This is a genomic window from Actinoplanes sp. NPDC004185, assembly GCF_053603475.1.
In genome coordinates, this window is the sequence record NZ_JBSGFR010000042.1 from 48,970 (window position 1) to 71,708 (window position 22,739).

The window sequence follows — 22,739 nt, forward strand, 5'->3', positions numbered from 1 at the left end:
ATTCGGAATCGACGGCAGTTACGGCCCAGTCGCCGGAAGCTGGTATCTCGAAGCGCCGCGCCCGGATCGAAGGTCCGTTGATCCGCAAGACAGTCGGCTGTCCGAATCCCGGCGCGTCCCAGGTCGGGAAGTCGATTTCTTCCACAACGATCTCCTGGTGGGCTACGGCAAGCATCTTACAAGAGGTCGAATTCGAGGCGGGCGGTGCAGCGAAACGCGTCGCCCATCCCCCGGACGGTAGCGGTCCGGGACGCTCATTCGGGATGGTTCGGGGTGCGCCGGCCGACGGCGAACGGTGACGTCACCCCCCGGTACGCCACGTGCAGCACCATCCCCTGCCGGGCGTGCGGCAGGTTGTGGCAGTGGTCGAGCCAGATCCCGGGATTGTCGGCCCGGAACGCGACCTGCCACACCTCCCCCGGCAGCACGTCGAAGGTGTCCAGCCACAGCGGACTGCCGCTCACCGGTCGCCCGTTGCGGGACAGCATCAGCACGTGGTGGCCGTGCAGGTGCATCGGATGGCTGTCGGTGCCGCGGTTGACCACCGTGATGCGTACGGCGTCACCCTCATCCACTATGAGCGGCGCGATGTCGGGGTAGACGTCGCCGTTGACCGTGTACGCGTACCCGGGCACCCCGTTCAGGAACCGGAGGAGCCGGTCCAGCACCAGGGTGTAGTCCTTGTCGTAGCGGGCGAACGGTCCGGGGGCGGGCGTGCCGTAGCGGGTGATGTCCAGCTCGGTGCCGTCCGGGTGCGGCGGGGCCGCGCCCGCGCCCAGCAGCAGTCCCTCGGAGTCCCGCCCGTCCATCATGACGTGCACGGCCCCGGCGGGCATGGTGAACAGCACGTCGTAGCGTCCTCCGGCGGGGAACCGCAGCGTGGTCGCGGCCGTCAACGGGGTTGGACCGTGGAGGTCCCGGCCGTCGATCGCACCGACGGTGTACGGCGTACCGCCGATCGCCACCCGGTGCGCGGTGTTGTCGGTGTTGATCAGCCGCAGCCGGACCGGCCGGCCCGCGGGCACGTCCCGGTTCTCGCGCCGGTCCGATCCGCCGAGGACGGTCACGCCGCCGTCGAACCGGTGCACGGGCAGGGCGAGGTCCGTCTCCGCCGGCCGGGTCCCGGCGGGGGCCACCACCAGGGTGCCGTACAGACCTTTACGGACGGCCGTGCTGGACAGCTCATGCGAGTGGTACCAGTAGGTGCCGGCGTCCTCGGCCGCGAACCGGTAGGTGAACGTGCCGCCCGGCGGGACCGCGTCCTGGGTGACCCCGGCGACGCCGTCCTCGCCGGCCGGTACGTCGTAGCCGTGCCAGTGCAGGGTGACCCCGGTGTCCGGCAGTTCGTTGCGCAGGGCCACCTCGACGAGGTCGCCCTGGGTCACCCGCAGTTCGGGGCCCGGCACCCGGCCGTTGAAGGTCCACGCGTCCACCGTCTTGCCCGAGGGCAGGGTCACCGCCGCGGCGCGGGCGGTGAGCGTGAAGCTGCGGGTCGGCGGGCGGTCCGGGCCCCGCAGGTCGGCGACGGACACGCCGTGCCCGGCGTGGTGGTCGAGCCGGTCGGGCAACCGGCTGCCGGCGGCGGCCGTTACCCCCGCCGCCAGCACCGCGAAGGCCGCGGCGGCCACCACCGCGATCCGGGCCGCCCGGACCCGCAGCCGCCGGACCAGCAGAGCCGCCGCGCCGGGTCCGAGGACGACCAGGAGCCCGCCGGCCGTGACCGGATATCCGACCAGCAGCTGCATGGCCAGGCCGGCGACCGCCAGGTACGCCGCGGCGATCAGCATCGGCGCCGCGGGTTTCCGGCGCCGGGCCACCGCGATCCCGGTCACCGCGGCCAGCAGCGTCAGCGGAACCGCGGTCACCAGCCGGTCCGGCAGGAACCACCAGCCGGCCCGGCCGAGCACGACCACCACGGCGGCCCGCGCCACGGTGGCCAGCACGGCCGCGATCAGCACCGGGGTTCCGGCCCGCGCGTCGCGCAACGGCCAGGCCGCCACCCACAGGCCGGCCGTGACGACCAGCAGGAGCAGGTCGAAAACGAGTGCCACGCTCATGCCGCGTGGGTTCGCGGCGTTCCGGTGACCGCCCCGGCGGAGAGGCGGCGGGCGTTCCTCAGGCCGGTGACCGCGGTGCCGAGGATGGCCAGGCCGTTGAGCACGTGCAGGGCGACGACGCACAGCGGCAGACCGGTGCGGTCGTCCTGGCTGCCGCCCAGCGCGTTGCTCAGCGCGACCAGGATGAACTGCAGGACGACCAGCCCGAGCGGCAGCGCGGCGAACGCGACGGTCCGCCCGCCGGCCCGGGCCAGCGCCGCGACGGCGATGTTGATCAGCACCGCCACCAGGACGGCCAGGGCGCCGGCGCGGTGGGCCGTCCACGAGTCGGTGGTGGCCGGCCGGCTGAACCCGCCGACCCCGGCCAGGTAGAACTGGGTCAGCACGACGATCACGACGAGCGCGCTGCTGATCACGAAGACCTTGCGCATCCGGACCACTCCTCGCAGGACGATCAGACTGTGGCGTCTTCACGGAGGCCGGCCGGGGCCGGCGGGACCGCTCGCGGTGCCCGGCGGCCGGGCATCCACCAGTTGGCGTCGCCGCACAGCTCCATCACCGCGGGAACGAGGACCATCCGGACGACGGTGGCGTCGATCAGCACCGCGACGGCCATGCCCAGGCCGATCTGCTTGACCGAGACGTCCGGGCCGAGCAGGGCGGTGGTGAAGACGGCGATCATGATGGCGGCGGCGGCCGTGATGACCTTCGCGGTCCGGGCCAGGCCCCGGGTCACGGCCCGGCGGGTGTCGCCGGTGCGCTCGTACTCCTCGCGGATCCGCGAGATCAGGAAGACCTCGTAGTCCATCGACAGGCCGAACAGCAGCGGGAACATCATCATCGGCACCCAGGTGGTGATCGGCATGCCGGTGGGGAACCCGAGCGCGGTGCCCAGCCAGCCCCACTGCACGACCGCGACCAGGACGCCGTACGCGGCTCCGATCGACAGCAGGTTCATCACCGCGGCCTGCAGCGCGATCGTGACCGAGCGGACCAGCGCGATCAGCAGCAGCAGGGACAGCACGATGACGACGCCGATCATCAGGGGCAGGCGCGAGCTCACCTCCTCGGCGAAGTCGACGGTGGCGGCGTTCGGGCCACCGATGGAGACCTCGCCACCGCCGGAGGCCCGGGGCAGGACGACGTCGCGCAGCTCGTGCACCAGCTCCGTGGTCGCCTCGTCCTGGTACCCGGTCCGGGGGAAGGCCATGAAGGTGGCGGCCTGCCCGTCCTGGCTGACCCGGGGCGGCGTGGCGTAGGCGATACCCTCGGTCGCGCGGACCGCCGCGACGACGGGTTCCAGGTCGGTGTCCGGCGAGCCGATCCGGATGGCGAAGATCAGCGGCGCGCCGTAGCCGGGGCCGAAGCCCTCGGAGATGATCTCGTACGAGGTGTAGCTGCCGCGGTCGTGCGGCTGGACGCTGGCGTCGGGCAGGCTGAGCCGCATCGACAGCGCGGGCACGGCGAGCACCAGCAGCAGCGCGCCGGCCAGCAGCGCGGCGACGACCGGCCGGCGCTGCACCACGCCGGCCCAGCGCTCGGCGGGGGCCCGGCGTTCCCGCGGCGGGACGCCCGCGGCCCGGCGGGTGCGCGGCGTGCGGCGCGGCAGCCGCAACGAGTTGATCTTGTGGCCGGTGAAGCCGAGGAACGCCGGCAGCAGGGTCACCGCGGCGACCATCGTCACCAGCACGGTCACCGAGGCGCCGATGGCCACGCCGGTCATCATCCGCTGTCCCATGGCGATCAGGCCCAGCAGCGCGATCAGCACCGTCGTGCCGGCGAACAGCACAGCGTGACCCGCGGTGGTGATGGCCTTGACCGCGGCGTCCTCGGGATCGCCGCTGTCCCGCAGGCCGTCCTTGTAGCGGGTGAGGATGAACAGCGCGTAGTCGATGCCGACGCCGAGGCCGATCAGCACGGCGACGAGCACGGTGAAGTCCGGCGCCGGCACCACGTGCCCCACGATCTTCATCAGGGCCACGCCGCCGATCACGGCCAGCAGCCCGGTGACGATCGGCAGGCCCATCGCCACCAGCGACCCGAACGCGATGAACAGGATCACCGCCGCGGCCAGCAGACCCACGCCCTCGGCCGGGCCCTGCGGCGGCGTCTCGGCCTTCTCCGCCGCCTCCCCGCCCAGCCCCAGCGTCAGCCCGTCCCCGGAGGCCGCCTTGACCGCGTCCACCAGCGGCACGACGTCGGCCTTGGGCAGCTCCCGGCCGGTCAGCGGGATGGTCGTGCGGGCGATCCGGCGGTCCGGTGTCACCAGCGCCGGGTCCGCGTACGGCGAGACCACCGGACCGGTGACCGCGGCGGCGTCCAGCTCGGCGAGGACCTGCTCGATCCGCTGCCGGGTGGCCGGGTCGTCGATCCCCCGATCGGCCCGGACGGCGAGGGTCAGCGTGTCACCCCGCTGCTGCGGGAAGTGCTGCTCGATCAGCGCTTGGGCCTTGGCCGAGTCCGACCCGCCCCCGGAGTACGCGTTGTCGGCGTCCGCGCCGAAGCCGAAGCCCAGGACCGACACGGCGAGCACCCCGAGGATCCAGGTCAGCAGCACCAGGCGGCGGCGCCGGTAGCAGAAGCGGGCCAGCCGGGCCAAGGCGCCGTCCGCGGGTGGGGTCTCGGTGGGCATCGTCGCGCTCCTCGGGTTCGGCGGATGTCGCCTGATCCTGTCGCCGGCAGCGGCGCGGGTCGTCCGGCAGCGGCAGACACTTCGCGGTGCCACCGGTGCCGCATCCGGCTGCCGCGGACGCAGCAGAAACGCCGCGCGTACCGCGGCTGCGGTAGTCCTGCGCTCGTCCCCGGGCAGGACTCGCTCGCGGCCACTTTGCGGCTAGGGTGCGGCCATGAGCAGGAGACGGGCCGCGGTCACCGACTGGGCGATCGCCGTCGGCATCGCGGCGGCACTGCTGACCGGAGGGCTGTCCGGCCGGCCGGCCACGGATCTCGACCCGCTGGGCCATGTGCTGCTGGTCGTGGCCGGCCTGGCGCTGGCCGCGCGCCGGCGGGCTCCCGTACCGGTGCTGGTCGTCACCGGGTTGTGCGCGGTGGGCTGGCAGGCGGCCGGCTTCGACGTGCCCGCCGTGGCGTACCTGTTCGCCGTGTACGCCGCCGTCCGGGCCGGGCACCGCAGGCTCACGATCGTGGTGTCGGTGGCCATGCTGGCCGCGCTGCCGTTCGCGGCCCTGGTGTCCTTGCACGACCTGAGTGAGGCGTTCGCCCGGGCCCGCAGTGCCCTGGAGCTCGCCTGGCTGATCGCGGCCGGCGCCGCGGGTGAGGCATTGCGGCAGGCCGAGCGGCGGGCGGACGAGGCCGAACGTACGCGGGAGGAGACCGCGCGGCGCCGCGCCGACGAGGAGCGGCTGCACATCGCGCGGGAGCTGCACGACTCGCTCACCCACCAGATCTCGGTGATCAAGGTGCAGGCCGAGGCCGCCGTGCACGTGGCCCGCAAGCGGGGCGAGGAGGTGCCGGAGTCGCTGCTGGCCATCCGCGAGGCCGGCCGGGAGGCGACCCGGGAGCTGCGGGCGACGTTGGAGGCGTTGCGCGACGACGGCACCGCCCCGCCGCAGGGTGTCGGTCACGTCCCGGAGCTGGTGGAGCGGGCCCGGGCGTCCGGACTGGACGCGACGCTGACGATCGAGGGAGCCCGGCACGACGTGCCGGCGGCGGTGGACCGCACCGCGTACCGGATCGTGCAGGAGTCGCTCACCAACATCGCCCGGCACGCCGCCGCCGCGACCGCGTCGGTCCGCATCCACTACCGCCCGGAGGGCCTGGCGATCCAGGTCGACGACGACGGCCGGGCCACGCCGGGCAGTGCCCCGACGCCCGGCGTCGGGCTGCTCGGGATGCGCGAGCGGGTCACCGCCCTGGGCGGGCGCCTGCGCGCGGAGCCCCGCACCGGGGGCGGCTTCACCGTGCAGGCCGAGCTGCCCGTGGACCGGACCGCGTGATCCGGGTCCTGCTGGTCGACGACCAGCCGTTGCTGCGCAGCGGTTTCCGCGCGCTGCTCGACGTGGAGGACGACATCGAGGTGGTGGCCGAGGCGGCCGACGGCCGGCAGGGCCTGGCCCTGGCCCGCGAGCACCGGCCGGACATCGCCCTGCTCGACATCCAGATGCCGGTGCTGGACGGCATCGAGACGACCCGGCGCATCGCCGCCGACCCGGATCTGGCCGGGGTGCACGTGGTCATCCTGACCAACTACGGCCTGGACGAGTACGTCTTCGACGCGCTGCGCGCCGGCGCCGCCGGGTTCCTCGTCAAGGACATCGTGCCGGAGGACTTCCTGCACGCCGTCCGGGTCGCCGCGCGCGGGGACGCGTTGCTGGCCCCGTCGATCACCCGCAAGCTGATCAGCCGTTATGTCACCGAGCCGCGCCGCGCCGGCACCGGTGCCGGCGCGCAGCTCAAGGAGCTGACCAACCGCGAACGCGAGGCCGTCGCGCTGGTGGCCCAGGGGCTGTCCAACGACCAGATCGCCGAGCGCCTGGTGATCAGCCCGCTGACCGCCAAGACCCACATCAACCGGGCGATGGCCAAGCTGCACGCCCGCGACCGGGCCCAGCTCGTGGTCCTGGCCTACGAGTCCGGTCTGGTCACTCCGCGCACCGGCTGAGCCCGCCCGGGTCAGCGGGCCGTCGAGGCGCGCGGGACCAGCCGGCAGGGCCGGGTGCGCTCGCCGCGTACCGGATCGCCGTTGATCGCCGCGAGCAGCAGCTCCGCGGCTGACCGGCCGATGCCCTCGAGGTCCATGTCGACGCTGGTCAGCGCCGGGCGGCAGCCGTCGACCATGACGTCCCAGTTGTCGAAGCCGACCAGGGCGACGTCGCCGGGGATGGCCCGGCCGGCCTCGCGCAGCGCCTCGGCGACCCCGCGGGCGATCTGGTCGCTGCCGCAGAAGATGGCGTCGACGTCCGCGCCGGCGGCCAGCAGCAGGCCGGCCGCCTGCCGGCCCCAGGCCTCGCTCCATTCGCCGAACAGCACCGGCAGCGCCAGGTCGAGGCCCTCGCCGCGCAGGGTCTGCTCGGTGGCGGCGGCCCGGACCGTCGCCGAGTGGTGGTGCTCGGGCCCGGTCACGTGCGCGATCCGGCGCCGGCCGGTCGACAGCAGGTGCCGCACCGCCCGGCGCGCGCCGTCCGCCTCGTCGGGGACCACCGAGCAGTCCTGCGGGTCGGCCGAGCTGATGAACGCGTACACCACCGGCACGTGCAGGCCGGCGGCGATCGGGGCGCGGGCCTGGGTGCGCCGGCCGGTGACGATGATGCCGTCGACGTTGCGGCTCAGCAGCGTCCGCAGGTAGTACTGCTCGCGGATCGGGTCGTCGCGGGCGTCGCAGAGGAACACCGAGACCTGGCCGGCGCCCAGGGCGTCCTCGGCGCCGATCAGCAACGGGATGCTGAACCGGCCGATGCTGTCGGTGGTGATCATGCCGACCGTGTACGTGCGCCCGGAGTGCAGGCTGCGCGCCGCCGCGTTGGCCACGAAACCGAGCCGGTCGGCGGCTTCCCGGACCCGTTGCCGGGTCTCCGGGCGCAGGCTGCCGCGGCCGTTGAGGGCCTTGGAGGCGGTGCCGACGGAGACCCCGGCCAGCGCGGCGACCTCGGCGATGGTGACGGCCCGTCCGATGGTGGTCAGTGTTTCCTCCAGGTTTTCCTGCCGCGCTTTCGCGATCGGCGTAACCACACGGTAATCAGCCCTTGACATGGCCGCAAGGTGCTCCCTAACTTCAAGGCAATCGTTTTCCTTGTTTCCTCCCTCCCTGGCCCAAGGGGCACCTGATGAGACTTTCCCCCGGCAACCGCCGACGGCTCGGCGTCGCTGCCGCACTGACCCTGACCGCCTGCCTCACCGTCGCCTGCTCGTCCTCCGACTCCGGTTCGGGTTCCTCGGACGCGGCGAGCGGCACCTACACGATCTGGGATCCGTATCCGCAGTTCGACGACAGCTCGGAGTGGGTGAAGCTGCTGACCAAGTGCGGCACCGACGCCGGGGTCACCGTCAAGCGGACCGGCTACGACACCACCGACCTGACCAACAAGGCGCTGCTCGCCGCCCAGCAGGACAACTCCCCCGACGTGCTGATCGTCGACAACCCGGTGGTCTCCACCCTGGCCGAGGCCGGCGCGCTGACCACCACCGAGGAGTCCAAGCTCGACACCACCGGCGTCGAGCCGAACCTGCTGGCGGCCGGGCAGAGCGGCGGCAAGACCTTCGGCATCCCGATCGGTGCCAACACGCTCGCGCTCTACTACAACAAGGACGTGCTGACCAAGGCCGGGGTCGACCCGGCCCAGATCAAGGACTGGGCCGCGCTGACCGCGGCCCTGGGCAAGGTGAAGCAGTCCGGCAAGAAGGGGATCACCTTCTCGGCGATCGGTACGGAGGAGGGCAGCTTCCAGTTCCTGCCCTGGTTCTGGGGCTCCGGCGCCCAGCTGACCCAGCTCGACTCCCCGCAGGCCGTCTCGGCGCTGACCCTGTGGACCGGCTGGCTCAAGCAGGGCTACGCGCCGAACTCGGTGCTCAACAACACCCAGACCACGAGCTGGCAGGAGTTCGCCACCGGCGACTACGCGTTCGGCGAGAACGGCACCTGGCAGCTGGCCAACGCGAAGAAGGCCGGCTTCGACTACGGCATCATCGCGATCCCGTCGAGTGCCGGCGGCACCGCCCCGGCGCCCACCGGCGGCGAGTTCGTCACCGCGCCGGTGCAGTCCGACACCGCCCGCTACGCCGTCTCGCAGAAGCTGATCGCCTGCCTGACCAGCGCCGACAACGCGCTGACGACCGACACCACGCTGTCCTACGTCGCGGCCACCGCGGCCGTGCAGGACAAGCAGGTCGCGGCCACGCCGGAGCTGAAGGTCTGGGTCGAGGCGGTCAAGGCGGCCAAGGGCCGCACCAGCGACGACCTCGGCACCAAGTACCCGAAGATCTCCCAGCCGCTGTGGACCGCGTTCCAGGCCGCGCTGAGCGGCTCCAAGTCCCCGCAGGACGCGCTCAAGGCGGCCCAGTCGACGGCAGCGGCGGCGACGCAGTAGCCATGGCCCACGACACGACGATCCGTACCGGGGCGGCGACCACCGCCCCGGTGCGGGCCGGGGCCTCCCCGGCCCGGCGCGCGCGGCGGACACGGCAACTGGCGGCCTGGGGTTTCCTCGCGCCGGTCGTGGTGTACCTGCTGGCCTTCTACGCCTATCCGCTCTACCGGAACCTGGATCTGAGCCTGCGGCACTACACCGTGCGGTCGTTCGTGCAGGGTGACGCCCCGTTCAGCGGGCTGGACAACTACCGCACGGTCTTCGGTGATCCCAGCTTCGGGCCGGCGTTGCTGCACACCGTCGTGTTCACCGGTGTGTCGCTGGTCTTCCAGTTCGCCATCGGGATGGCCCTGGCCGTGTTCTTCGCCCAGAACTTCCGGCTGTCGGCGACGTTGCGGGCGCTGTTCCTCGTACCGTGGCTGTTGCCGTTGATCGTCTCGGCCTCGACCTGGTCGTGGATGCTCAACAGCGACTCCGGCATCGTCAACGCCGCGCTCGGTGTCCTCGGGGTGGACCCGGTCAACTGGCTCACCTCGCCGCAGTGGTCGCTGGTCTCGGTGATCATCGCGAACATCTGGATCGGCGTGCCGTTCAACCTGGTGGTGCTCTACAGCGGGCTGCGCGCGATCCCGGGCGAGATCTACGAGGCGGCGGCGCTGGACGGCGCGTCCGGCTGGTCGACGTTCTGGCGGGTCACGTTCCCGCTGCTGCGGCCGGTCTCGGCGATCACCCTGCTGCTCGGGCTGGTCTACACCCTCAAGGTCTTCGACATCATCTGGATCATGACCAAGGGCGGGCCGACCGACTCGTCCACGACGCTGGCCACCTGGTCGTACCGGTTGAGCTTCGGCAACCTGCTGCCGGAGTTCGGTCCCGGCGCCGCGGTCGGCAACCTGCTGATCGTGATGGCCCTGGTGTGCGGGCTGATCTACATCCGGATCCAGCGGCGGCAGGCATGACCCGGCCCGTGAAGACCGGCATCGGGATCGTGCTGACGGCGATCATGCTGTTCCCGGTCTACTGGATGATCAACGTGTCGTTCACCAAGGACACCGACATGCGGGCCAGCCCCCCGCACGTGTTCCCGTTCGACGCCACCCTCGAGGGCTACCGCGCGGTGCTGGACCAGCAGCTGCCGTACCTCGGCACCAGCCTGCTCGTCGGGCTCGGCACCGTCCTGCTCACCGTCGTGCTGTCCGCCCCGGCCGGCTACTCGCTGGCCAAACTGCGCCCGCGCGGCGGCGGCGCGCTCAGCTTCGTGCTGCTGATCGCCCAGATGATCCCCGGGATCATCATGGCGATGGGCTTCTACGCCATCTATCTCAAGGCCGGCGTGCTCAACAGCACGGCCGGACTGATCCTGGCCGACTCGACCATCGCCGTGCCGTTCGGCGTGCTGATCTTCACCGCGTTCATGTCCGGCATCCCGGACGAGCTGACCGCGGCCGCCACCGTGGACGGTGCCGGACCGCTGCGCACCTTCTGGTCGGTCGTGCTGCCGGTCAGCCGCAACGCCGTGGTCACCGTCTCGCTGTTCGCGTTCCTGTGGGCCTGGTCGGACTTCGTCTTCGCCACCACGCTGGCCGGCGGGGCCGACCACCAGCCCATCACGCTCGGCATCTACCGCTACATCGGCAACAACAACCAGCAATGGAACGCCATCATGGCCACCGCCGTGGTCGCCTCCATCCCCGCGACGCTGCTGCTCATCCTGGCGCAGCGTTACGTGGCCGCCGGCGTCACGGCCGGCGCCGTCAAGGACTGAGGACAATCCCGATGACCGAACCCACCCGTTCCGCCGGTCCCGTCGCGCCCACCGCCCGGGCCGTGGCCGCACTGCACCCGCTGCCGGCGGACGCCGTCCACCTCTCGCCGACCGGCCTGCTCGGCGGCTGGCAGGCCCGCAACGCCGCCGCCACCCTGCCGCACTGCGTCGACAGCCTCGACACGGCGGGAAATCTGGCCAACCTGCGCCGGGTCGTCGGCGACGGGCCCGCGGCTTTCGCCGGCATGTGGTTCGCCGACACCGACGTCTACAAGACGCTGGAGGCCGCGGCCTGGGAGCTCGGCCGGACCGGCACCCTGAGCCCGCGGCTGTCCGGTTTCCTGGCCGACACGGCGTCGCTGCTGGAGAAGGCCCAGGATCCGGACGGCTACCTGGACTCCTACTACCAGACCGACCACCGCGACCGGCAGTGGACCGAGCTGCACTTCAGCCACGAGATGTACTGCGCCGGGCACCTGATCCAGGCGGCCGTCGCGGCCGCCCGGGCGCCGGGCGCCGACGCGGCGGCCGTCCAGCAGCTGGTCGGGGTGGCCCGCCGCTTCGCGGACCTGCTGGTACGGCGGTACGGCCCGGACGGCACCGAGGCGATCTGCGGCCACCCCGAGATCGAGACCGCCCTCGTGGAGCTGTACCGGCTCACCGGCCACGAGCCGTACCTCGATCTGGCGGCACGCTTCGTCGACCGGCGCGGGCACGGCCTGATCGAGCCGGACAAGCTGGGACCGCGCTACTACCAGGACCACCAGCCGGTCCGGACGGCCGACGAGGTCACCGGGCACGTCGTACGCCAGCTCTACCTGCTGGCCGGCGCGGTCGACGTGGCCGTCGAGACCCACGACAGCGAGCTGCTGACGGCGGCCGAACGGCTGTGGGACTCGGCGCTGAGCAGCAAGACCTACCTCACCGGCGGACAGGGCTCCCGGCACCGCGACGAGTCCTTCGGCGACCCGTACGAGCTGCCCCCGGACCGGGCCTACGCCGAGACCTGCGCGGCGATCGGCAGCTTCCAGTGGGCCTGGCGGCTGCTGCTGGCCACCGGCCGCGCCCGGTACGCCGACGAGATGGAACGGCTGCTGCACAACGGCATCGCCGGCAGCACCGGGGTCGACGGCACCTCGTTCTTCTACTCCAACCCGCTGCAGCTGCGCACCGGCCACGACGGCTCACACGAGGACGCGCCCTCGCAGCGGCTGGGCTGGTACTCGTGCGCGTGCTGCCCGCCGAACCTGGCCCGGCTGATGGCGTCCCTGCACGCGTACCTGGCCACCGGCGACGAGAGCGGCCTGCAGCTGCACCTGTACGCCACCGGCACGTTCGGCCCGGTCGACGTGAGCACCCGTTACCCGTGGGACGAGCAGATCACGATCTCGCTCACCGAGGACGCGGCGACACCGTGGACGCTGGCCCTGCGGGTGCCGTCCTGGTGCGCCGACGCGCGGCTCACCGTCAACGGCGAGCCCGACGCGACCGCCGCCGAGGACGGCTACCTGCGGCTGACCCGGGCCTGGCGGACCGGCGACCAGGTGGTCCTCACCCTGGCGATGCCGCCCCGGCTGGTGCGGCCCCACCCCCGGATCGACGCGGTACGCGGCACAGCGGCGCTCACCCGCGGCCCGCTGGTCTACTGCCTGGAACACGCCGACGTGTCCCTGCCCGGCGTGGTCCTCGAGGACCTCACTCTGGACCCGGCCCGGCCGGTCGAGGTCGTGCACCGCGAGGACGCCCTCGCCCCGGTGACCCTGCTGGCCCCGGTCCTGGCCCGCCCCGCCGAAGAGGTCCCGCTCTACCGCACCGGGCCGCAGGACGAGCCGCCGGCCACCACGCCCGGCGCCGTCGCGGCCATCCCCTACTTCCTGTGGGCCAACCGGGCCCCCGGACCCATGCGGGTCTGGATCCCCACGGCACCACCGGAGGCATGACCCGCTCCTCCCCCTCCCCCACGATCGAGGTGCACACCGTGCGACACCGAAGAACCGCAGCCGCCGCCCTCACCGTCCTCACGCTCGCCGCCGCCGGCGCGCTGGCGGGCCCGGCCCAGGCGGCCGGCAACACCCTCACCGTCAACGTCGGCACCCCCGTCCGGCCCGTCACCCACGTGGCGTCCGGCGGTCTCTACGCCGTGGACACCGGCACCAAGCCGCCGCTGGAGCAGCTGTACCCGCTGCGGCTCAACCACCTGACCCAGCCGCCGCCCGGCGTCCAGCAGCTCGGCAACGGCGCCACCCAGCCGTGCTGCGACGGCCTGCTCGTCGCCGGGAAGGTCACCAGCGCGGGCGCCCAGCAGTTCCTGCGCATGCCCGACATCTACCCGAACTTCCCGTACCGCTGGGTGAGCTGGACCGACTGGGAGGCCAAGGTCCGCACGATGGTGCAGGCCCGGCTCAACGCCACCGGCACCACCAACATCGACGGCTGGGAGCTGTGGAACGAGCCGGACTGGACCTGGAACACCGCCGCCGCGGGGGCGTTCACCGCCGGGTGGACCCGCACCCACCGGCTGATCCGTTCCCTGGACACCCTCACCCCGATCGTCGGGCCCAGTCACTCGTACTACAACCACAACTGGATGGTCGAGTTCCTCACCAACGCCCGGGACACCAACACGCTGCCGGACGTGATCGTGTGGCACGAGCTCGGCAACGACGACTACCTCAACGTCGGGGCCCACGTCGCCGACTACCGGGCGGTCGAGCGGTCGCTGGGCATCTCCCCCCGGCCGATCTCGATCAACGAGTACGCCGCACCGAGCCAGGTCGACATCCCGAGCGTCGCGGTGCACTACATGGCGGTCTTCGAGCGGCACGGCATCCGGTCCGCCGAACGCGCGTACTGGTACGAGGCGGGCACCGTCAACGGCTTGCTGCACAACAACGCGCCGACCGCGTCGTACTGGGCCTACAAGTGGTACGGCGACATGGCGGGCACCATCGTGCAGACCGTGCCGGGCTCGTGGCTCGAAGGCGTCGCCGCGTACGACCCCACGCGTCGCTTCGTCAACGTGGTGCTCGGCGGCGACAGCGGCAACAACACCGTACGGGTCAACGGGCTCGGCGCGCTCGGGTCCCAGATACGGGTGACGCTGTCGCGTACCAACACCACCGGGCGCACCACCAACCAGAGCGCCCCGGTCACTGTCTCCGCGACGACGTACAACGTCGTCAACGGCAGCATCAGCGTGCCCGTCAACGGGATGGACGCGCTGGCGGCGTACCAGCTGCTCATCACCCCGGCGAGCGGGGCCGCCACGTGGCAGCAGCGCTACGAGGCCGAGAACGCCACGGTCGTCAACGCCAACCGGTTCTCCTCCGGCTCCGCCTCCAACGGCGGCTACGTCGGGCAGATCGACGGCTCGGCGACCGCGCGGGACCAGTCGTTCGTCGACTTCCTCGTGAACGTGCCGGCTGCCCGGGCGTACACGATGACCATCGGCTACGCCAACGGGACCGGCGCGACCGCCACCCACGGCCTGGCCTACAACGGCGGCGCCTGGAGCACCGTCAGCTATCCACCGACAGCCGCCTGGGGCACCTTCGGCGCGACGGTGAACACGACCGTCAACCTGCGCGCCGGCTACAACGTCATCCGGCTGGCCAAGGGCGCACCGCAACTCAGCGCCCGCACCGGCTACGCCGAGCTCGACTACGTGCAGCTGAGCTGACCGGTGCCGGTGCCGGGTCCACCGCGGTGGACCCGGCGCCGGTGCACGGTAGGTTCTCAGCATGCCCCGGCAGCGTCCCGTCACCATCCGCGACGTGGCTGCCCTGGCCGGGGTCTCGGTGGGCACCGCCTCCAAGGCTCTCAACGGGCGCGGCTCGCTGCGCGCCGACACCGTCGACCGGGTCCGCCAGGCCGCGGCCCGGCTCGACTTCCGGCCCAGCCAGGCGGCCCGTGACCTGCACGCCGGGCGCACCTACACGGTCGGCATGATCACCACGGACACCATCGGCCGGTTCAGCATCCCGCTGCTGATCGGCGCGGAGGACACCCTGGGCGGCGGCCAGATCTCCGTCCTGCTGTGCGATGCCCGCGACGACCCGATCCGCGAGCAGCACCACCTCAAGGTGCTGCTGGGCCGCCGGGTCGACGGCATCATCGTGACCGGCCGCCGGGCCGGGACCCGGGCTCCGATCGGCGGGCCCGCCGGCGTGCCGGTCGTCTACGCCTTTTTGGCCTCGGCCGACCCCGCCGACTGCTCGATCGTCCCGGACGAGGCGGGCGGCGCCCGCCAGGCGGTCGACCACCTGCTGACCGTCGGACGCCGGCGCTTCGTGCACATCACCGGCCCGGAACACCACCACTCCGCCCGGGTACGCGCCGACGCGACCACCGCCCGCCTCAGCGAGGCCGGCCTCGACCTGATCACCGCCCCGATGTACGGCGAGTGGAGCGAGGCCTGGGGACGTCAGGCGGCCGGCATCCTGCTGGCCCAGGGCGTGCGGTTCGACGCGGTGATCGGCGGCAACGACCAGATCGCCCGCGGCGCCGGCGACGCCCTGCGCGAGGCCGGCCGGCCGGTCCCCGCCGAGGTGGCCCTGACCGGCTTCGACAACTGGGACGTCATGGCCCTGGCCAGCCGGCCCACGCTCACCAGCGTCGAGATGGACCTGGAGGGCCTGGGCCGGGCCGCGGCGGGCCTGCTGCTCGAAGCCATCGACGGTGTGGCCCGGCCCGGCGTGCACACCCACCCGGCCAAGCTGGTGATCCGGGACTCGACGGTGGCGTCCTGACCGGCCCGGATCCCGGCCCGGCTGCCTGACCGGCCGGATGCTTGTACATTGCAGGGATGGACGACGTCGGGCCCGACCTCGATGCGCTCTGCCGGGCCGTCCGCGACCTGGTCGAGGCCCAGCAGCGCCTGATCGAGGCGCTCAGCGCGCGAGGCATCCTCGACGACAGGGCCAGCGGGATGCTGGCGCACCTCGACCAGCTCAAGGCCGAGGCCGACGAGGCCCGCAGACTCGCCACCCACCCCGTCAGCCGATGCCCCTGATCCACTGTGGCCCTGTCCTGACGCGCTCTCCGTCAGGTCCGGTCATGGAAGACGCCGTCGAGCACCAGATCGATCGAACGGTCCGCGGCGGCCCGGTCCTCGGTGCCCTCGGCGACGCCCTGCACCATCGCCAGTAGCAGCAGCAGGTCGGCCGGGGTGACGTCGCTGCGCACGTACCCCTGGGTCTGCGCCCGCCGCAACGGTTCGGCCAGGGCGGCCGGCAAGCGCTGCTGATACCGGTCCCGGGCACCGGGATCGATGCGCCGGGCGAGCAGGACGAGCGGGCGCATGGCGACCAGGTTGTGCAACACCTCGCGCAGCAGGTCGCGGAACAACGACGGCCGGCAGGCGTCGCCGGCGGTGCAGGTCTCGAGCCGCTGCAGGTGGTGGGCGACGACCGCGGCGGCCGGCGCGGACCGGTCGGGAAAGTGCCGGTACAGGGTGGCCTGGCCGACGCCGGCGCCGGGCCATCTCCGGCATCGCGATGACGGATCCGCCACGAGAATGTCACCACCTTCAATTTCTCGGTACCGCTTCCTACGCTGCCGCCACCGAACCACCGCTGCCCTCCCATTGCAGCTCACCACCGGTGCGCGCCGAGCCGTCGTCACGTGTGCCACCGCGACCCACCCCCACCGGCGACATCGTCCTGTCCCGAGGAGTGCGCACGGCCGCACGTCGCTTCCCCCTGCCCACCTGCCTGCTGGCCGCGCTGGCCGGCACCGTCCTGACCATCGCCGTCCCCGCTCCGGCCGCCGCAGCCACCCGCGCCGCTGCCCACCCGCCTGCCGCCGCCGCGCTCGGCGGCCCGGTCAGGGCCGCGTCGGTGGCCACCACCGGGCCCCGGTTCGTCGACCTCCCCACCGGCGGGCCGGTCCTCAAGGCCAACGTCGTCGTGTCCTACACGCCGCGCGGCTGGTGGTTCTCCGGCGGAGAGATCAACACAGCCGGTCCCGCCGACATGGCCGACCTGTCCACGGTCATCGACTGGACGATCGCCAACACCGCCACGGACCCGGCCCGCATCGGCGCGGCCGGCATCTCCTACGGCGCAGGGCTCAGCCTGCTCGGCTCGGCGTTCGACCGGCGCATCCGGGCGGTGGCCATGATGAGCGGCTGGACCGACCTGAGCCAGTCGCTGTATGCCGACTCGACCCGGCACCGGCAGGCCCCCGGGCTGCTGAAGGTGGCGGCCGACCTGCTCGGCCACCCGGGCCCCGAACTGACCGGCAAGCTCGGCGACTTCGCGGCCGACCGCAACGTCGACGAGGTGCTGGCCTGGTCCCGGACCCGCTCGGCAGCGACCTACCTCGACGCCATCAACGCGAACCGCCCGGCGGTGCTGATGGCCAACGCGTGGGGTGACTCGTTCTTCCCGCCGAACCAGCTGGTCGACTTCTTCGGCCGGCTGACCGGGCCGAAGCGCCTGGAACTGCGCCCCGGCGACCACGCGATCGCCGAACTCACCGGCATCCTGGGCCTGGACAACGAGGTCTGGACCGGCGTGTTCCGCTGGTTCGACCAGTACCTGGCCGGCGTCGACACCGGCATCGCGGCCGAACCGCCGGTGCTCATCAAGCCGTACAACGCGGACACCGAGAGCTATGCGGCGTGGAGCGCGCTGAACACCTCGACCCGCCGTTACGGCCTGGGCCAGATCCGCAAGCTGGACGGAACGGGTCTGCTGGGCGGCGCACCGAGCACGGGCTGGACCAAGACTATCCCGACGGACGCGAACACCACGGCGGACGGCGGAGCCGTGCTCATCACCAACGGGCTGGCCGCCTTCACCGGCCGGCCACCGGAGATCTGGCTGCCGACGGTCAGCCGCGCCCGCGCGGGCGTCTGGGCCGCCGGACGCCCGCGACCCCGCAACGGATCCGCGGCATCCCGGAACTCCACCTCGAACTGAGTGGCACAGCGCCGCGGGGCACGCTCGTGGCCTACCTGTACGACCTGGACGCGCTCGGCAACGCCGGACTGATCACTCACGCCCCGACGACGTGGCTGGGTCCCGGCGGCGGTGACCGGAGTGTGGACCTGGCCCTGCCGGCCACCGCGTTCGACCTGCCGGCCGGCCACTCCCTCACCCTGGTCGTCGACACGGTCGATCCCCTGTACTACGACGAGAACGCCCCGGACGACACGGTCACCATCGGCGGCGGCTCCTACCTCGACCTGCCCTTGAAGTAGTCCCGCCGCGAGCGCTGGCGCTCTCACCTCGGTGACGCCGGCGCTCGTGCGTCCCCCGGCACAACCGCTCAGGCATCCTAGGAACCTGGCCTGATGATTGGCCGGGTCGTGCCGTGAGGCCCCGACCGTCGACCTCACCAGCGTGGTCGTGCTGAGGCATACTCGGGCGTCATGGGCTTCCGAGAGGAATGGCAGGACCTGGTGCCGGACGCCGGGCGGATTCCCGACATCGGGGTCGCGGTCGGCGGGATCGACGGTGATATCTGGACCGCCGGCCCGGACCTGGTGTTTCCGGCCTGCTCGATCAGCAAGCACGTCGCCGCGTTCGGCACGCTACGGCTGGTGGCGGACGGGACTCTCGACCTCGACACCGACGTCAACGCCTACCTGTCCGCCTGGCAGCTGCCGGGATCCGGGACGGTGACCGTACGCCAACTGCTGGCCCACACCGCGGGACTGACCGAGAACTGGTACCCCGGATACACCTCCGGCGAAGCCGTGCCCACCCTGCCGCAGATCTTGCGGGGCGAACCACCGGCCAACACCCCCGCGGTCCGCCGCGAACTGACGCCCGGCACCGAGTTCCGCTATTCGGGCAGCCACTACGCCGTCCTCGAGCAGCTCCTGACCGACGTCACCGGGACGCCGTTCGCCACGCTGATGGCGACGCTCGTCCTGACGCCGGTCGGCATGACCGACAGCAGCTTCGACCAGCGATTCCCTTACGAGCAGAGGGATCGCGCCGCCCGTGGCCACCGAGGCGGCACTCCTGTGCCCGGCGGCTGGCAGACGCAGCCGGAGCTGGCCGCGGCCGGGCTGTGGAGCACCCCGGCCGACCTGGTGCGGCTGGAGCTGGAGCTCAGCCGGGCCGCCGCCGGCGAATCCGCCCTCCTGACCGGAGACCTGGCCGCGCAGATGCTGACACCGCAGGTGCCCGGCGGGTTCGGTCTGGGCGCCGAGGTCCGCGACGGATCCTTCGGCCACACCGGCCAGAACACCGGCTTCAGCTGCTTCTCCTTCGCCTGGCCGGCGTCGCGCACGGCGGTCGCCGTCATGACCAACGCCGACGACTGCAGCGACACGCTGTTCGCGCTGATCGAACTGGCCGGCCGCCACTACGGCTGAGCAGAGCTCTCAGGCCGCCACGCAGGGCTCCGGGGCTCCCCCGGCCGCATAGGTCCGCACCGCGCCCAGGGCCTCACCGACAGTCGCGACCCTGGCCGTGACGAGCCCCGGCACCGCGTTCCGGACCGCCTCGGCGCAGTTCGCCTCGGGCACCAGGAACAGCTCGGCCCCCGCCGCCCGGGCACCGAGGAGTTTCTGCGGGACGCCGCTGATCGGCCCGACCGCACCGGCCTCGTCGACCGTTCCGGTGCCGGCGATGATCCGCCCGCCCGTGAGGTCGGCCGGGGTCAGCTTGTCGATGATGCCCAGGGTCAGCATCAGCCCCGCGCTGGGCCCGCCGATCTCGTCCACGTCGACCTTCACCTCGACGGACGGAGAGCCCAGCTCCCGCCGGGCCGCCTGCTCAGCGTTGCGCACCGACGAGGCGAACAGCTCAGCGTTGTGCCGGTCGACCTGCTCGGCGCTCTGCCCGGCCGGGTAGACCCGGCTGCGCGGCGCCACCGCCCGGTCGCCGTCGAACCAGGCCTCCACTGCTTCCCGCAGCCCGACCTCGGTGTCCACCAGTACGGTGGTCAGCCGCAACTGCCCCGCGGAGCCGAAGGCCTGCCCGCCGGTCACCGCGATGACCTGAGCACCCTCGTGACTGCCCAGCGTGTCCACCGTGGGCCCCGGCTCCAGCACAACGAACGGCAGCGGCCAGAACCGGATCCCGGCGCCCAGCAGCACGGTGACCACCGCACCCGCGACGAGCGCTACGCCACGACGTCTCATGCCCGGGAGCGTATCGAGGCCGGCGTCACCAGGATCACGCCGGTGACAGCGGCCAGACCCGCGGCCACGGCCCAGGCCACCGCGGTGCCGGACCCGCCGACGGTCGCGGCCAGCAGGAGCAGCGCGGCGACCCCGACGGCCGTTCCCAGCTGCGCGCCGGTGTTGAGGACACCGGTGGCCGTACCGCTGAGGGTGTCGGCCACGTCGGTGCCGATCGCCGTGCCCGCGACCGAGGCCACCCCGAGGCCGATGCCGGTCACCGCGACCCCGGCCACCACGCCCGCGACACTGCCGTAGGTCAGTACCAGCAGGAGGTTGCCGGCGGCGATCCCGGCCAGGCCGGCAGCGGCCAGCCGGCGGACGGACAACCGGGCGCCGAGCGGCTTGGTCAGCGCCGAACCCACCACGACCCCCAGGCTGAACGGGACCAGCGCCAGTCCCGCCCCCACGGCGGAGACGCCCAGCTCCTGCTGCAGTGACAGGGTGGCGAGCACCCCGGTCGAGCTGGTGGTCGCGGTGTTGACGAAGGACACCGCGGCTCCCGTACGCAGGTTCGCCGAGGCGAACGCCGCCCGCGGCACGAGGGGCGCGCTGACCCGGCGCTGGTGGATGACGAAGACCGCCCCGGCGGCCAGGCCCGCGACGACCAGCAGCGCGCCGGCCGTCCGGGCGTGCGGATTCTCCAGCGTGGACGCCCCCACGATGAGGGCCATCACCGCGCCGGTCAGCAGGGCGGCGCCGATCAGGTCCAGGCGCACCGGCTCGCGCTCGCCCGGCGAGGGCGGGATCACCAGCCGGACGGCCGCCACCAGGATGAGGCCGACCGGCAGGTTCACCCAGAAGACGGCCCGCCAGTCGAACACGTCCGTGAGCACCCCGCCGACCAGCAGCCCCAGCGCGCCCGCGGCGGCACCGCTGGCACTCCAGGCCGCCAGCGCACCGCGGCGGTCGTCCGGGTCGGGGCTCGCGTCCAGCAGGAGCCGCAGCGCGGACGGGACGCTGATCGCCGCCGCCGCGCCCTGCAGCCCGCGGGCCGTGACCAGCTGGACCACCTCCTGGGCGCTCGCGCCGACCAGGCTGACCAGCGCGAAGGACGCGCAGCCGAACAGCAGGACGCGGCGGTGCCCGTACCGGTCCCCCAGCCGGGCGCCCAGCACCAGCAGGCCGCCGAAGAACATCGCGTAGACGGTCGCCAGGACCGGGGTGGCGGCGGGCGGCGCCGACACGCCCGACAGCATGGCCGGCAGCGCGGTGATGCCGCTGGTCACGCCGAGCACATCGACGAACTGGATGCCGCAGAGCACAGCCACGGCGCGGCGGGAGCCTCCTGCCATGATCTGCACGCTACCTCGAAGCGTTCCGATGTCCAGGGAAGGTGGTCCGGGGCGGCCGGAACGTTGCCCGCCGTCCGGAAGTTTCTTCGAGATCCCGATCGCATTGCCCGCGCCCGGCACCGGCCTCTACGGTCATCGCGGCGGACCGGGTTGATCGCGGACAGGGAGGCGGTGCCGATGACTGACGACGGCTCCGGCTTCCTCGCGTTCTTCGAGCGTCAGCACGTCGAGCTGTCCCGGCTGGCGTACCTGCTGACCGGTGACGCGGCCGGGGCCGACGACCTGGCCGCCGATGCCCTCGGCCAGGTGCGGCGGAACTGGTCCCGGATGGGCGACGACCCGGCGGCCCACGCCCGGGGCCTGGTGGCCACGCTGGCCCGCGGCCGCGAACGACGGCTGCTGCTGCCCGGCCCGGGCCGCCGCGACGCGGCCGGGGCGATGGACCTGCCGGGTGCGCTGCGCCGGTTGCCGCACCGGCGCCGGGTCTGTGTCGTGCTCCGGTACGCGTCCGGCCTCACCGACGACGAGGTGGCGCGGGCACTCGGCATCTCCCCCGCGACCGTACGACGCCGGACGGCCAAGGGCGTGCGCCGGCTGACCGAGCTGCTCGGCGGCTCCCTGGCGAGCACCGGTCCCGGCCGCTGGGAGGCGGCCCGATGAGGAGCTATCCGGAGCTCTCGGAGCACGAGCTGCGTACCCGGTTGGGTGGTCTGGCGACCCAGCACGAGCCGGACCGCGCCGCCATGCTGCACCGGGTCGCGCAGCACCGCGTCGGTCCGCCGGTCGCGGAGCGGCGGCCCGCCGGCCAGGCCGTACGGCTGGCCGGTTCCGCGCTGGCCGTGGCCACCATTCTCGGGGTCGGCGGGATGGCCCGCTGGGCCATGGCCGACGGCCCGGAGCCCGGCGTCACCCCCGTGCCGGCCGCCTCGGCGCCGGCAGCGACGACCGCGACCACCGCACCCTTGAACGGGGGGCCGTCGCCCGGAGCACCATCGTCTCGGGCATCGGTGAACGCCCGATCAGCGGCGGCGAAGGACGACCGGCGGCGGGACGCCATCTGGGCCGACGGCTCGATCAACCCGAACAGCGACGACACCGAGGGGCGCAGCGACATCACGCTCAAGCTCCGCGAGCCGGTGCGCGCGCTGGAGCTCACCGTCCGGGTCGCGCCGACCGCCGGGCTCACCGATCAGGGCAGCACGCACGACGTCACCGGCGCCACGATCGAGACCACCGCGGTCCGTGAGAAGGACGCGCTGGTCTACCACTTCAGGCTGGCCGGCGGCGCCACCCTGCGCCCGGGCACCTACGTCTTCACCGCGAAGTACGGCTACGACAACGAGGGCGGCCGGGACGCCGGTGACGACAGCTACTCGGTGCGCGCCGAGACATCGGAAGGCGGCGCCGAGCTGCGGCTCCGGGGCGACTTCTTCTGAGGTG

Annotated in this window: 21 protein-coding genes; 14 read left to right on the forward strand and 7 right to left on the reverse strand. The window is 72.9% G+C overall.

Annotation, left to right across the window (positions count from 1 at the left end):
* Positions 1–254: 254 nt before the first annotated feature.
* From ACWEOZ_RS33730 to ACWEOZ_RS33740, 3 genes are read right to left on the reverse strand one after another with little or no spacing between them, the layout of a single operon-like run.
* Positions 255–2,057: a multicopper oxidase family protein gene (locus ACWEOZ_RS33730; RefSeq protein WP_451914730.1), complete on the reverse strand. Its 1,803-nt coding sequence runs from the start codon at positions 2,055–2,057 to the stop codon at positions 255–257.
* Positions 2,054–2,488, reverse strand: a complete 435-nt coding sequence (locus ACWEOZ_RS33735) for a DUF6220 domain-containing protein (protein WP_451914731.1) — start codon at positions 2,486–2,488, stop codon at positions 2,054–2,056. The genes ACWEOZ_RS33730 and ACWEOZ_RS33735 overlap by 4 nt, the downstream gene beginning before the upstream one ends.
* Before the next feature lie 23 nt (positions 2,489–2,511).
* Positions 2,512–4,689 (reverse strand): MMPL family transporter, encoded by a 2,178-nt coding sequence (locus ACWEOZ_RS33740; protein ID WP_451914732.1) that lies wholly within the window; start codon positions 4,687–4,689, stop codon positions 2,512–2,514.
* A 214-nt stretch (positions 4,690–4,903) separates the two neighbouring features.
* On the opposite strand from ACWEOZ_RS33740, the gene ACWEOZ_RS33745 reads away from it, so the two are divergent.
* On the forward strand, positions 4,904–6,013 hold the full coding sequence (locus tag ACWEOZ_RS33745) for a histidine kinase (protein ID WP_451914733.1): 1,110 nt from the start codon (positions 4,904–4,906) through the stop codon (positions 6,011–6,013).
* Positions 6,010–6,678: a response regulator gene (locus ACWEOZ_RS33750; protein ID WP_451914734.1), complete on the forward strand. Its 669-nt coding sequence runs from the start codon at positions 6,010–6,012 to the stop codon at positions 6,676–6,678. Before ACWEOZ_RS33745 ends, ACWEOZ_RS33750 begins: the two co-directional genes overlap by 4 nt.
* A gap of 11 nt (positions 6,679–6,689) precedes the next feature.
* Here the strand turns inward: ACWEOZ_RS33750 and ACWEOZ_RS33755 are convergent, their stop codons facing one another.
* Positions 6,690–7,688 (reverse strand): LacI family DNA-binding transcriptional regulator, encoded by a 999-nt coding sequence (locus ACWEOZ_RS33755; RefSeq protein ID WP_451914755.1) that lies wholly within the window; start codon positions 7,686–7,688, stop codon positions 6,690–6,692.
* Positions 7,689–7,840: 152 nt separating this feature from the next.
* Between ACWEOZ_RS33755 and ACWEOZ_RS33760 the strand changes: the two genes are divergently transcribed.
* The 7 genes from ACWEOZ_RS33760 (at position 7,841) to ACWEOZ_RS33790 (ending at position 15,876) form a co-directional block, all read left to right on the forward strand.
* Positions 7,841–9,100, forward strand: a complete 1,260-nt coding sequence (locus tag ACWEOZ_RS33760; RefSeq protein WP_451914735.1) for a sugar ABC transporter substrate-binding protein — start codon at positions 7,841–7,843, stop codon at positions 9,098–9,100.
* Positions 9,101–9,102: 2 nt separating this feature from the next.
* Positions 9,103–10,059, forward strand: coding sequence for a carbohydrate ABC transporter permease (locus ACWEOZ_RS33765; protein ID WP_451914736.1), 957 nt, complete (start codon positions 9,103–9,105; stop codon positions 10,057–10,059).
* Positions 10,056–10,865: a carbohydrate ABC transporter permease gene (locus tag ACWEOZ_RS33770; protein ID WP_451914737.1), complete on the forward strand. Its 810-nt coding sequence runs from the start codon at positions 10,056–10,058 to the stop codon at positions 10,863–10,865. The genes ACWEOZ_RS33765 and ACWEOZ_RS33770 overlap by 4 nt, the downstream gene beginning before the upstream one ends.
* 11 nt (positions 10,866–10,876) lie before the next feature.
* Positions 10,877–12,805: a glycoside hydrolase family 127 protein gene (locus ACWEOZ_RS33775; protein WP_451914738.1), complete on the forward strand. Its 1,929-nt coding sequence runs from the start codon at positions 10,877–10,879 to the stop codon at positions 12,803–12,805.
* Positions 12,806–12,843: 38 nt separating this feature from the next.
* Complete coding sequence (locus ACWEOZ_RS33780) at positions 12,844–14,544, forward strand: CBM35 domain-containing protein (RefSeq protein WP_451914739.1); 1,701 nt, start codon at positions 12,844–12,846, stop codon at positions 14,542–14,544.
* A 61-nt stretch (positions 14,545–14,605) separates the two neighbouring features.
* Positions 14,606–15,613 (forward strand): LacI family DNA-binding transcriptional regulator, encoded by a 1,008-nt coding sequence (locus ACWEOZ_RS33785; RefSeq protein ID WP_451914740.1) that lies wholly within the window; start codon positions 14,606–14,608, stop codon positions 15,611–15,613.
* Positions 15,614–15,669: 56 nt separating this feature from the next.
* A complete protein-coding gene (locus ACWEOZ_RS33790; protein ID WP_451914741.1) occupies positions 15,670–15,876 on the forward strand; it encodes a hypothetical protein in 207 nt (68 codons plus the stop codon).
* 32 nt (positions 15,877–15,908) lie between these two features.
* Here the strand turns inward: ACWEOZ_RS33790 and ACWEOZ_RS33795 are convergent, their stop codons facing one another.
* Positions 15,909–16,376 carry an SbtR family transcriptional regulator gene (locus ACWEOZ_RS33795; RefSeq protein WP_451914742.1) on the reverse strand — a complete coding sequence of 156 codons (468 nt, stop codon included), beginning with the start codon at positions 16,374–16,376 and terminating at the stop codon, positions 15,909–15,911.
* Between the two features lie 161 nt (positions 16,377–16,537).
* Between ACWEOZ_RS33795 and ACWEOZ_RS33800 the strand changes: the two genes are divergently transcribed.
* From ACWEOZ_RS33800 to ACWEOZ_RS33810, 3 genes are all read left to right on the forward strand, one after another.
* The gene (locus tag ACWEOZ_RS33800) at positions 16,538–17,788 is read left to right on the forward strand and encodes an alpha/beta hydrolase (protein ID WP_451914743.1); all 1,251 of its coding nucleotides are present in this window, start codon (positions 16,538–16,540) and stop codon (positions 17,786–17,788) included.
* On the forward strand, positions 17,785–18,069 hold the full coding sequence (locus tag ACWEOZ_RS33805; RefSeq protein ID WP_451914756.1) for a CocE/NonD family hydrolase C-terminal non-catalytic domain-containing protein: 285 nt from the start codon (positions 17,785–17,787) through the stop codon (positions 18,067–18,069). The genes ACWEOZ_RS33800 and ACWEOZ_RS33805 overlap by 4 nt, the downstream gene beginning before the upstream one ends.
* Before the next feature lie 171 nt (positions 18,070–18,240).
* Positions 18,241–19,194 carry a serine hydrolase domain-containing protein gene (locus tag ACWEOZ_RS33810; protein WP_451914744.1) on the forward strand — a complete coding sequence of 318 codons (954 nt, stop codon included), beginning with the start codon at positions 18,241–18,243 and terminating at the stop codon, positions 19,192–19,194.
* A 9-nt stretch (positions 19,195–19,203) separates the two neighbouring features.
* On the opposite strand, the gene ACWEOZ_RS33815 is transcribed toward ACWEOZ_RS33810, so the two are convergent.
* Complete coding sequence (locus tag ACWEOZ_RS33815; RefSeq protein ID WP_451914745.1) at positions 19,204–19,965, reverse strand: YlbL family protein; 762 nt, start codon at positions 19,963–19,965, stop codon at positions 19,204–19,206.
* Positions 19,962–21,299: an MFS transporter gene (locus tag ACWEOZ_RS33820; protein WP_451914746.1), complete on the reverse strand. Its 1,338-nt coding sequence runs from the start codon at positions 21,297–21,299 to the stop codon at positions 19,962–19,964. The genes ACWEOZ_RS33815 and ACWEOZ_RS33820 overlap by 4 nt, the downstream gene beginning before the upstream one ends.
* Before the next feature lie 177 nt (positions 21,300–21,476).
* Between ACWEOZ_RS33820 and ACWEOZ_RS33825 the strand changes: the two genes are divergently transcribed.
* On the forward strand, positions 21,477–21,959 hold the full coding sequence (locus ACWEOZ_RS33825) for a sigma factor-like helix-turn-helix DNA-binding protein (RefSeq protein ID WP_451914747.1): 483 nt from the start codon (positions 21,477–21,479) through the stop codon (positions 21,957–21,959).
* On the forward strand, positions 21,956–22,735 hold the full coding sequence (locus ACWEOZ_RS33830) for a hypothetical protein (RefSeq protein ID WP_451914748.1): 780 nt from the start codon (positions 21,956–21,958) through the stop codon (positions 22,733–22,735). Before ACWEOZ_RS33825 ends, ACWEOZ_RS33830 begins: the two co-directional genes overlap by 4 nt.
* Positions 22,736–22,739: the final 4 nt, after the last annotated feature.

Coding starts and splice junctions, on each gene's coding strand:
- ACWEOZ_RS33730 (WP_451914730.1), bottom strand. CDS start 2,057: ATGAGCGTGGCACTCGTTTTCGACCTGCTCCTGCTGGTCGTCACGGCC.
- ACWEOZ_RS33735 (WP_451914731.1), bottom strand. CDS start 2,488: ATGCGCAAGGTCTTCGTGATCAGCAGCGCGCTCGTCGTGATCGTCGTG.
- ACWEOZ_RS33740 (WP_451914732.1), bottom strand. CDS start 4,689: ATGCCCACCGAGACCCCACCCGCGGACGGCGCCTTGGCCCGGCTGGCC.
- ACWEOZ_RS33745 (WP_451914733.1), top strand. CDS start 4,904: ATGAGCAGGAGACGGGCCGCGGTCACCGACTGGGCGATCGCCGTCGGC.
- ACWEOZ_RS33760 (WP_451914735.1), top strand. CDS start 7,841: ATGAGACTTTCCCCCGGCAACCGCCGACGGCTCGGCGTCGCTGCCGCA.
- ACWEOZ_RS33765 (WP_451914736.1), top strand. CDS start 9,103: ATGGCCCACGACACGACGATCCGTACCGGGGCGGCGACCACCGCCCCG.
- ACWEOZ_RS33770 (WP_451914737.1), top strand. CDS start 10,056: ATGACCCGGCCCGTGAAGACCGGCATCGGGATCGTGCTGACGGCGATC.
- ACWEOZ_RS33775 (WP_451914738.1), top strand. CDS start 10,877: ATGACCGAACCCACCCGTTCCGCCGGTCCCGTCGCGCCCACCGCCCGG.
- ACWEOZ_RS33785 (WP_451914740.1), top strand. CDS start 14,606: ATGCCCCGGCAGCGTCCCGTCACCATCCGCGACGTGGCTGCCCTGGCC.
- ACWEOZ_RS33790 (WP_451914741.1), top strand. CDS start 15,670: ATGGACGACGTCGGGCCCGACCTCGATGCGCTCTGCCGGGCCGTCCGC.
- ACWEOZ_RS33810 (WP_451914744.1), top strand. CDS start 18,241: ATGGGCTTCCGAGAGGAATGGCAGGACCTGGTGCCGGACGCCGGGCGG.
- ACWEOZ_RS33815 (WP_451914745.1), bottom strand. CDS start 19,965: ATGAGACGTCGTGGCGTAGCGCTCGTCGCGGGTGCGGTGGTCACCGTG.
- ACWEOZ_RS33820 (WP_451914746.1), bottom strand. CDS start 21,299: ATGGCAGGAGGCTCCCGCCGCGCCGTGGCTGTGCTCTGCGGCATCCAG.
- ACWEOZ_RS33825 (WP_451914747.1), top strand. CDS start 21,477: ATGACTGACGACGGCTCCGGCTTCCTCGCGTTCTTCGAGCGTCAGCAC.
- ACWEOZ_RS33830 (WP_451914748.1), top strand. CDS start 21,956: ATGAGGAGCTATCCGGAGCTCTCGGAGCACGAGCTGCGTACCCGGTTG.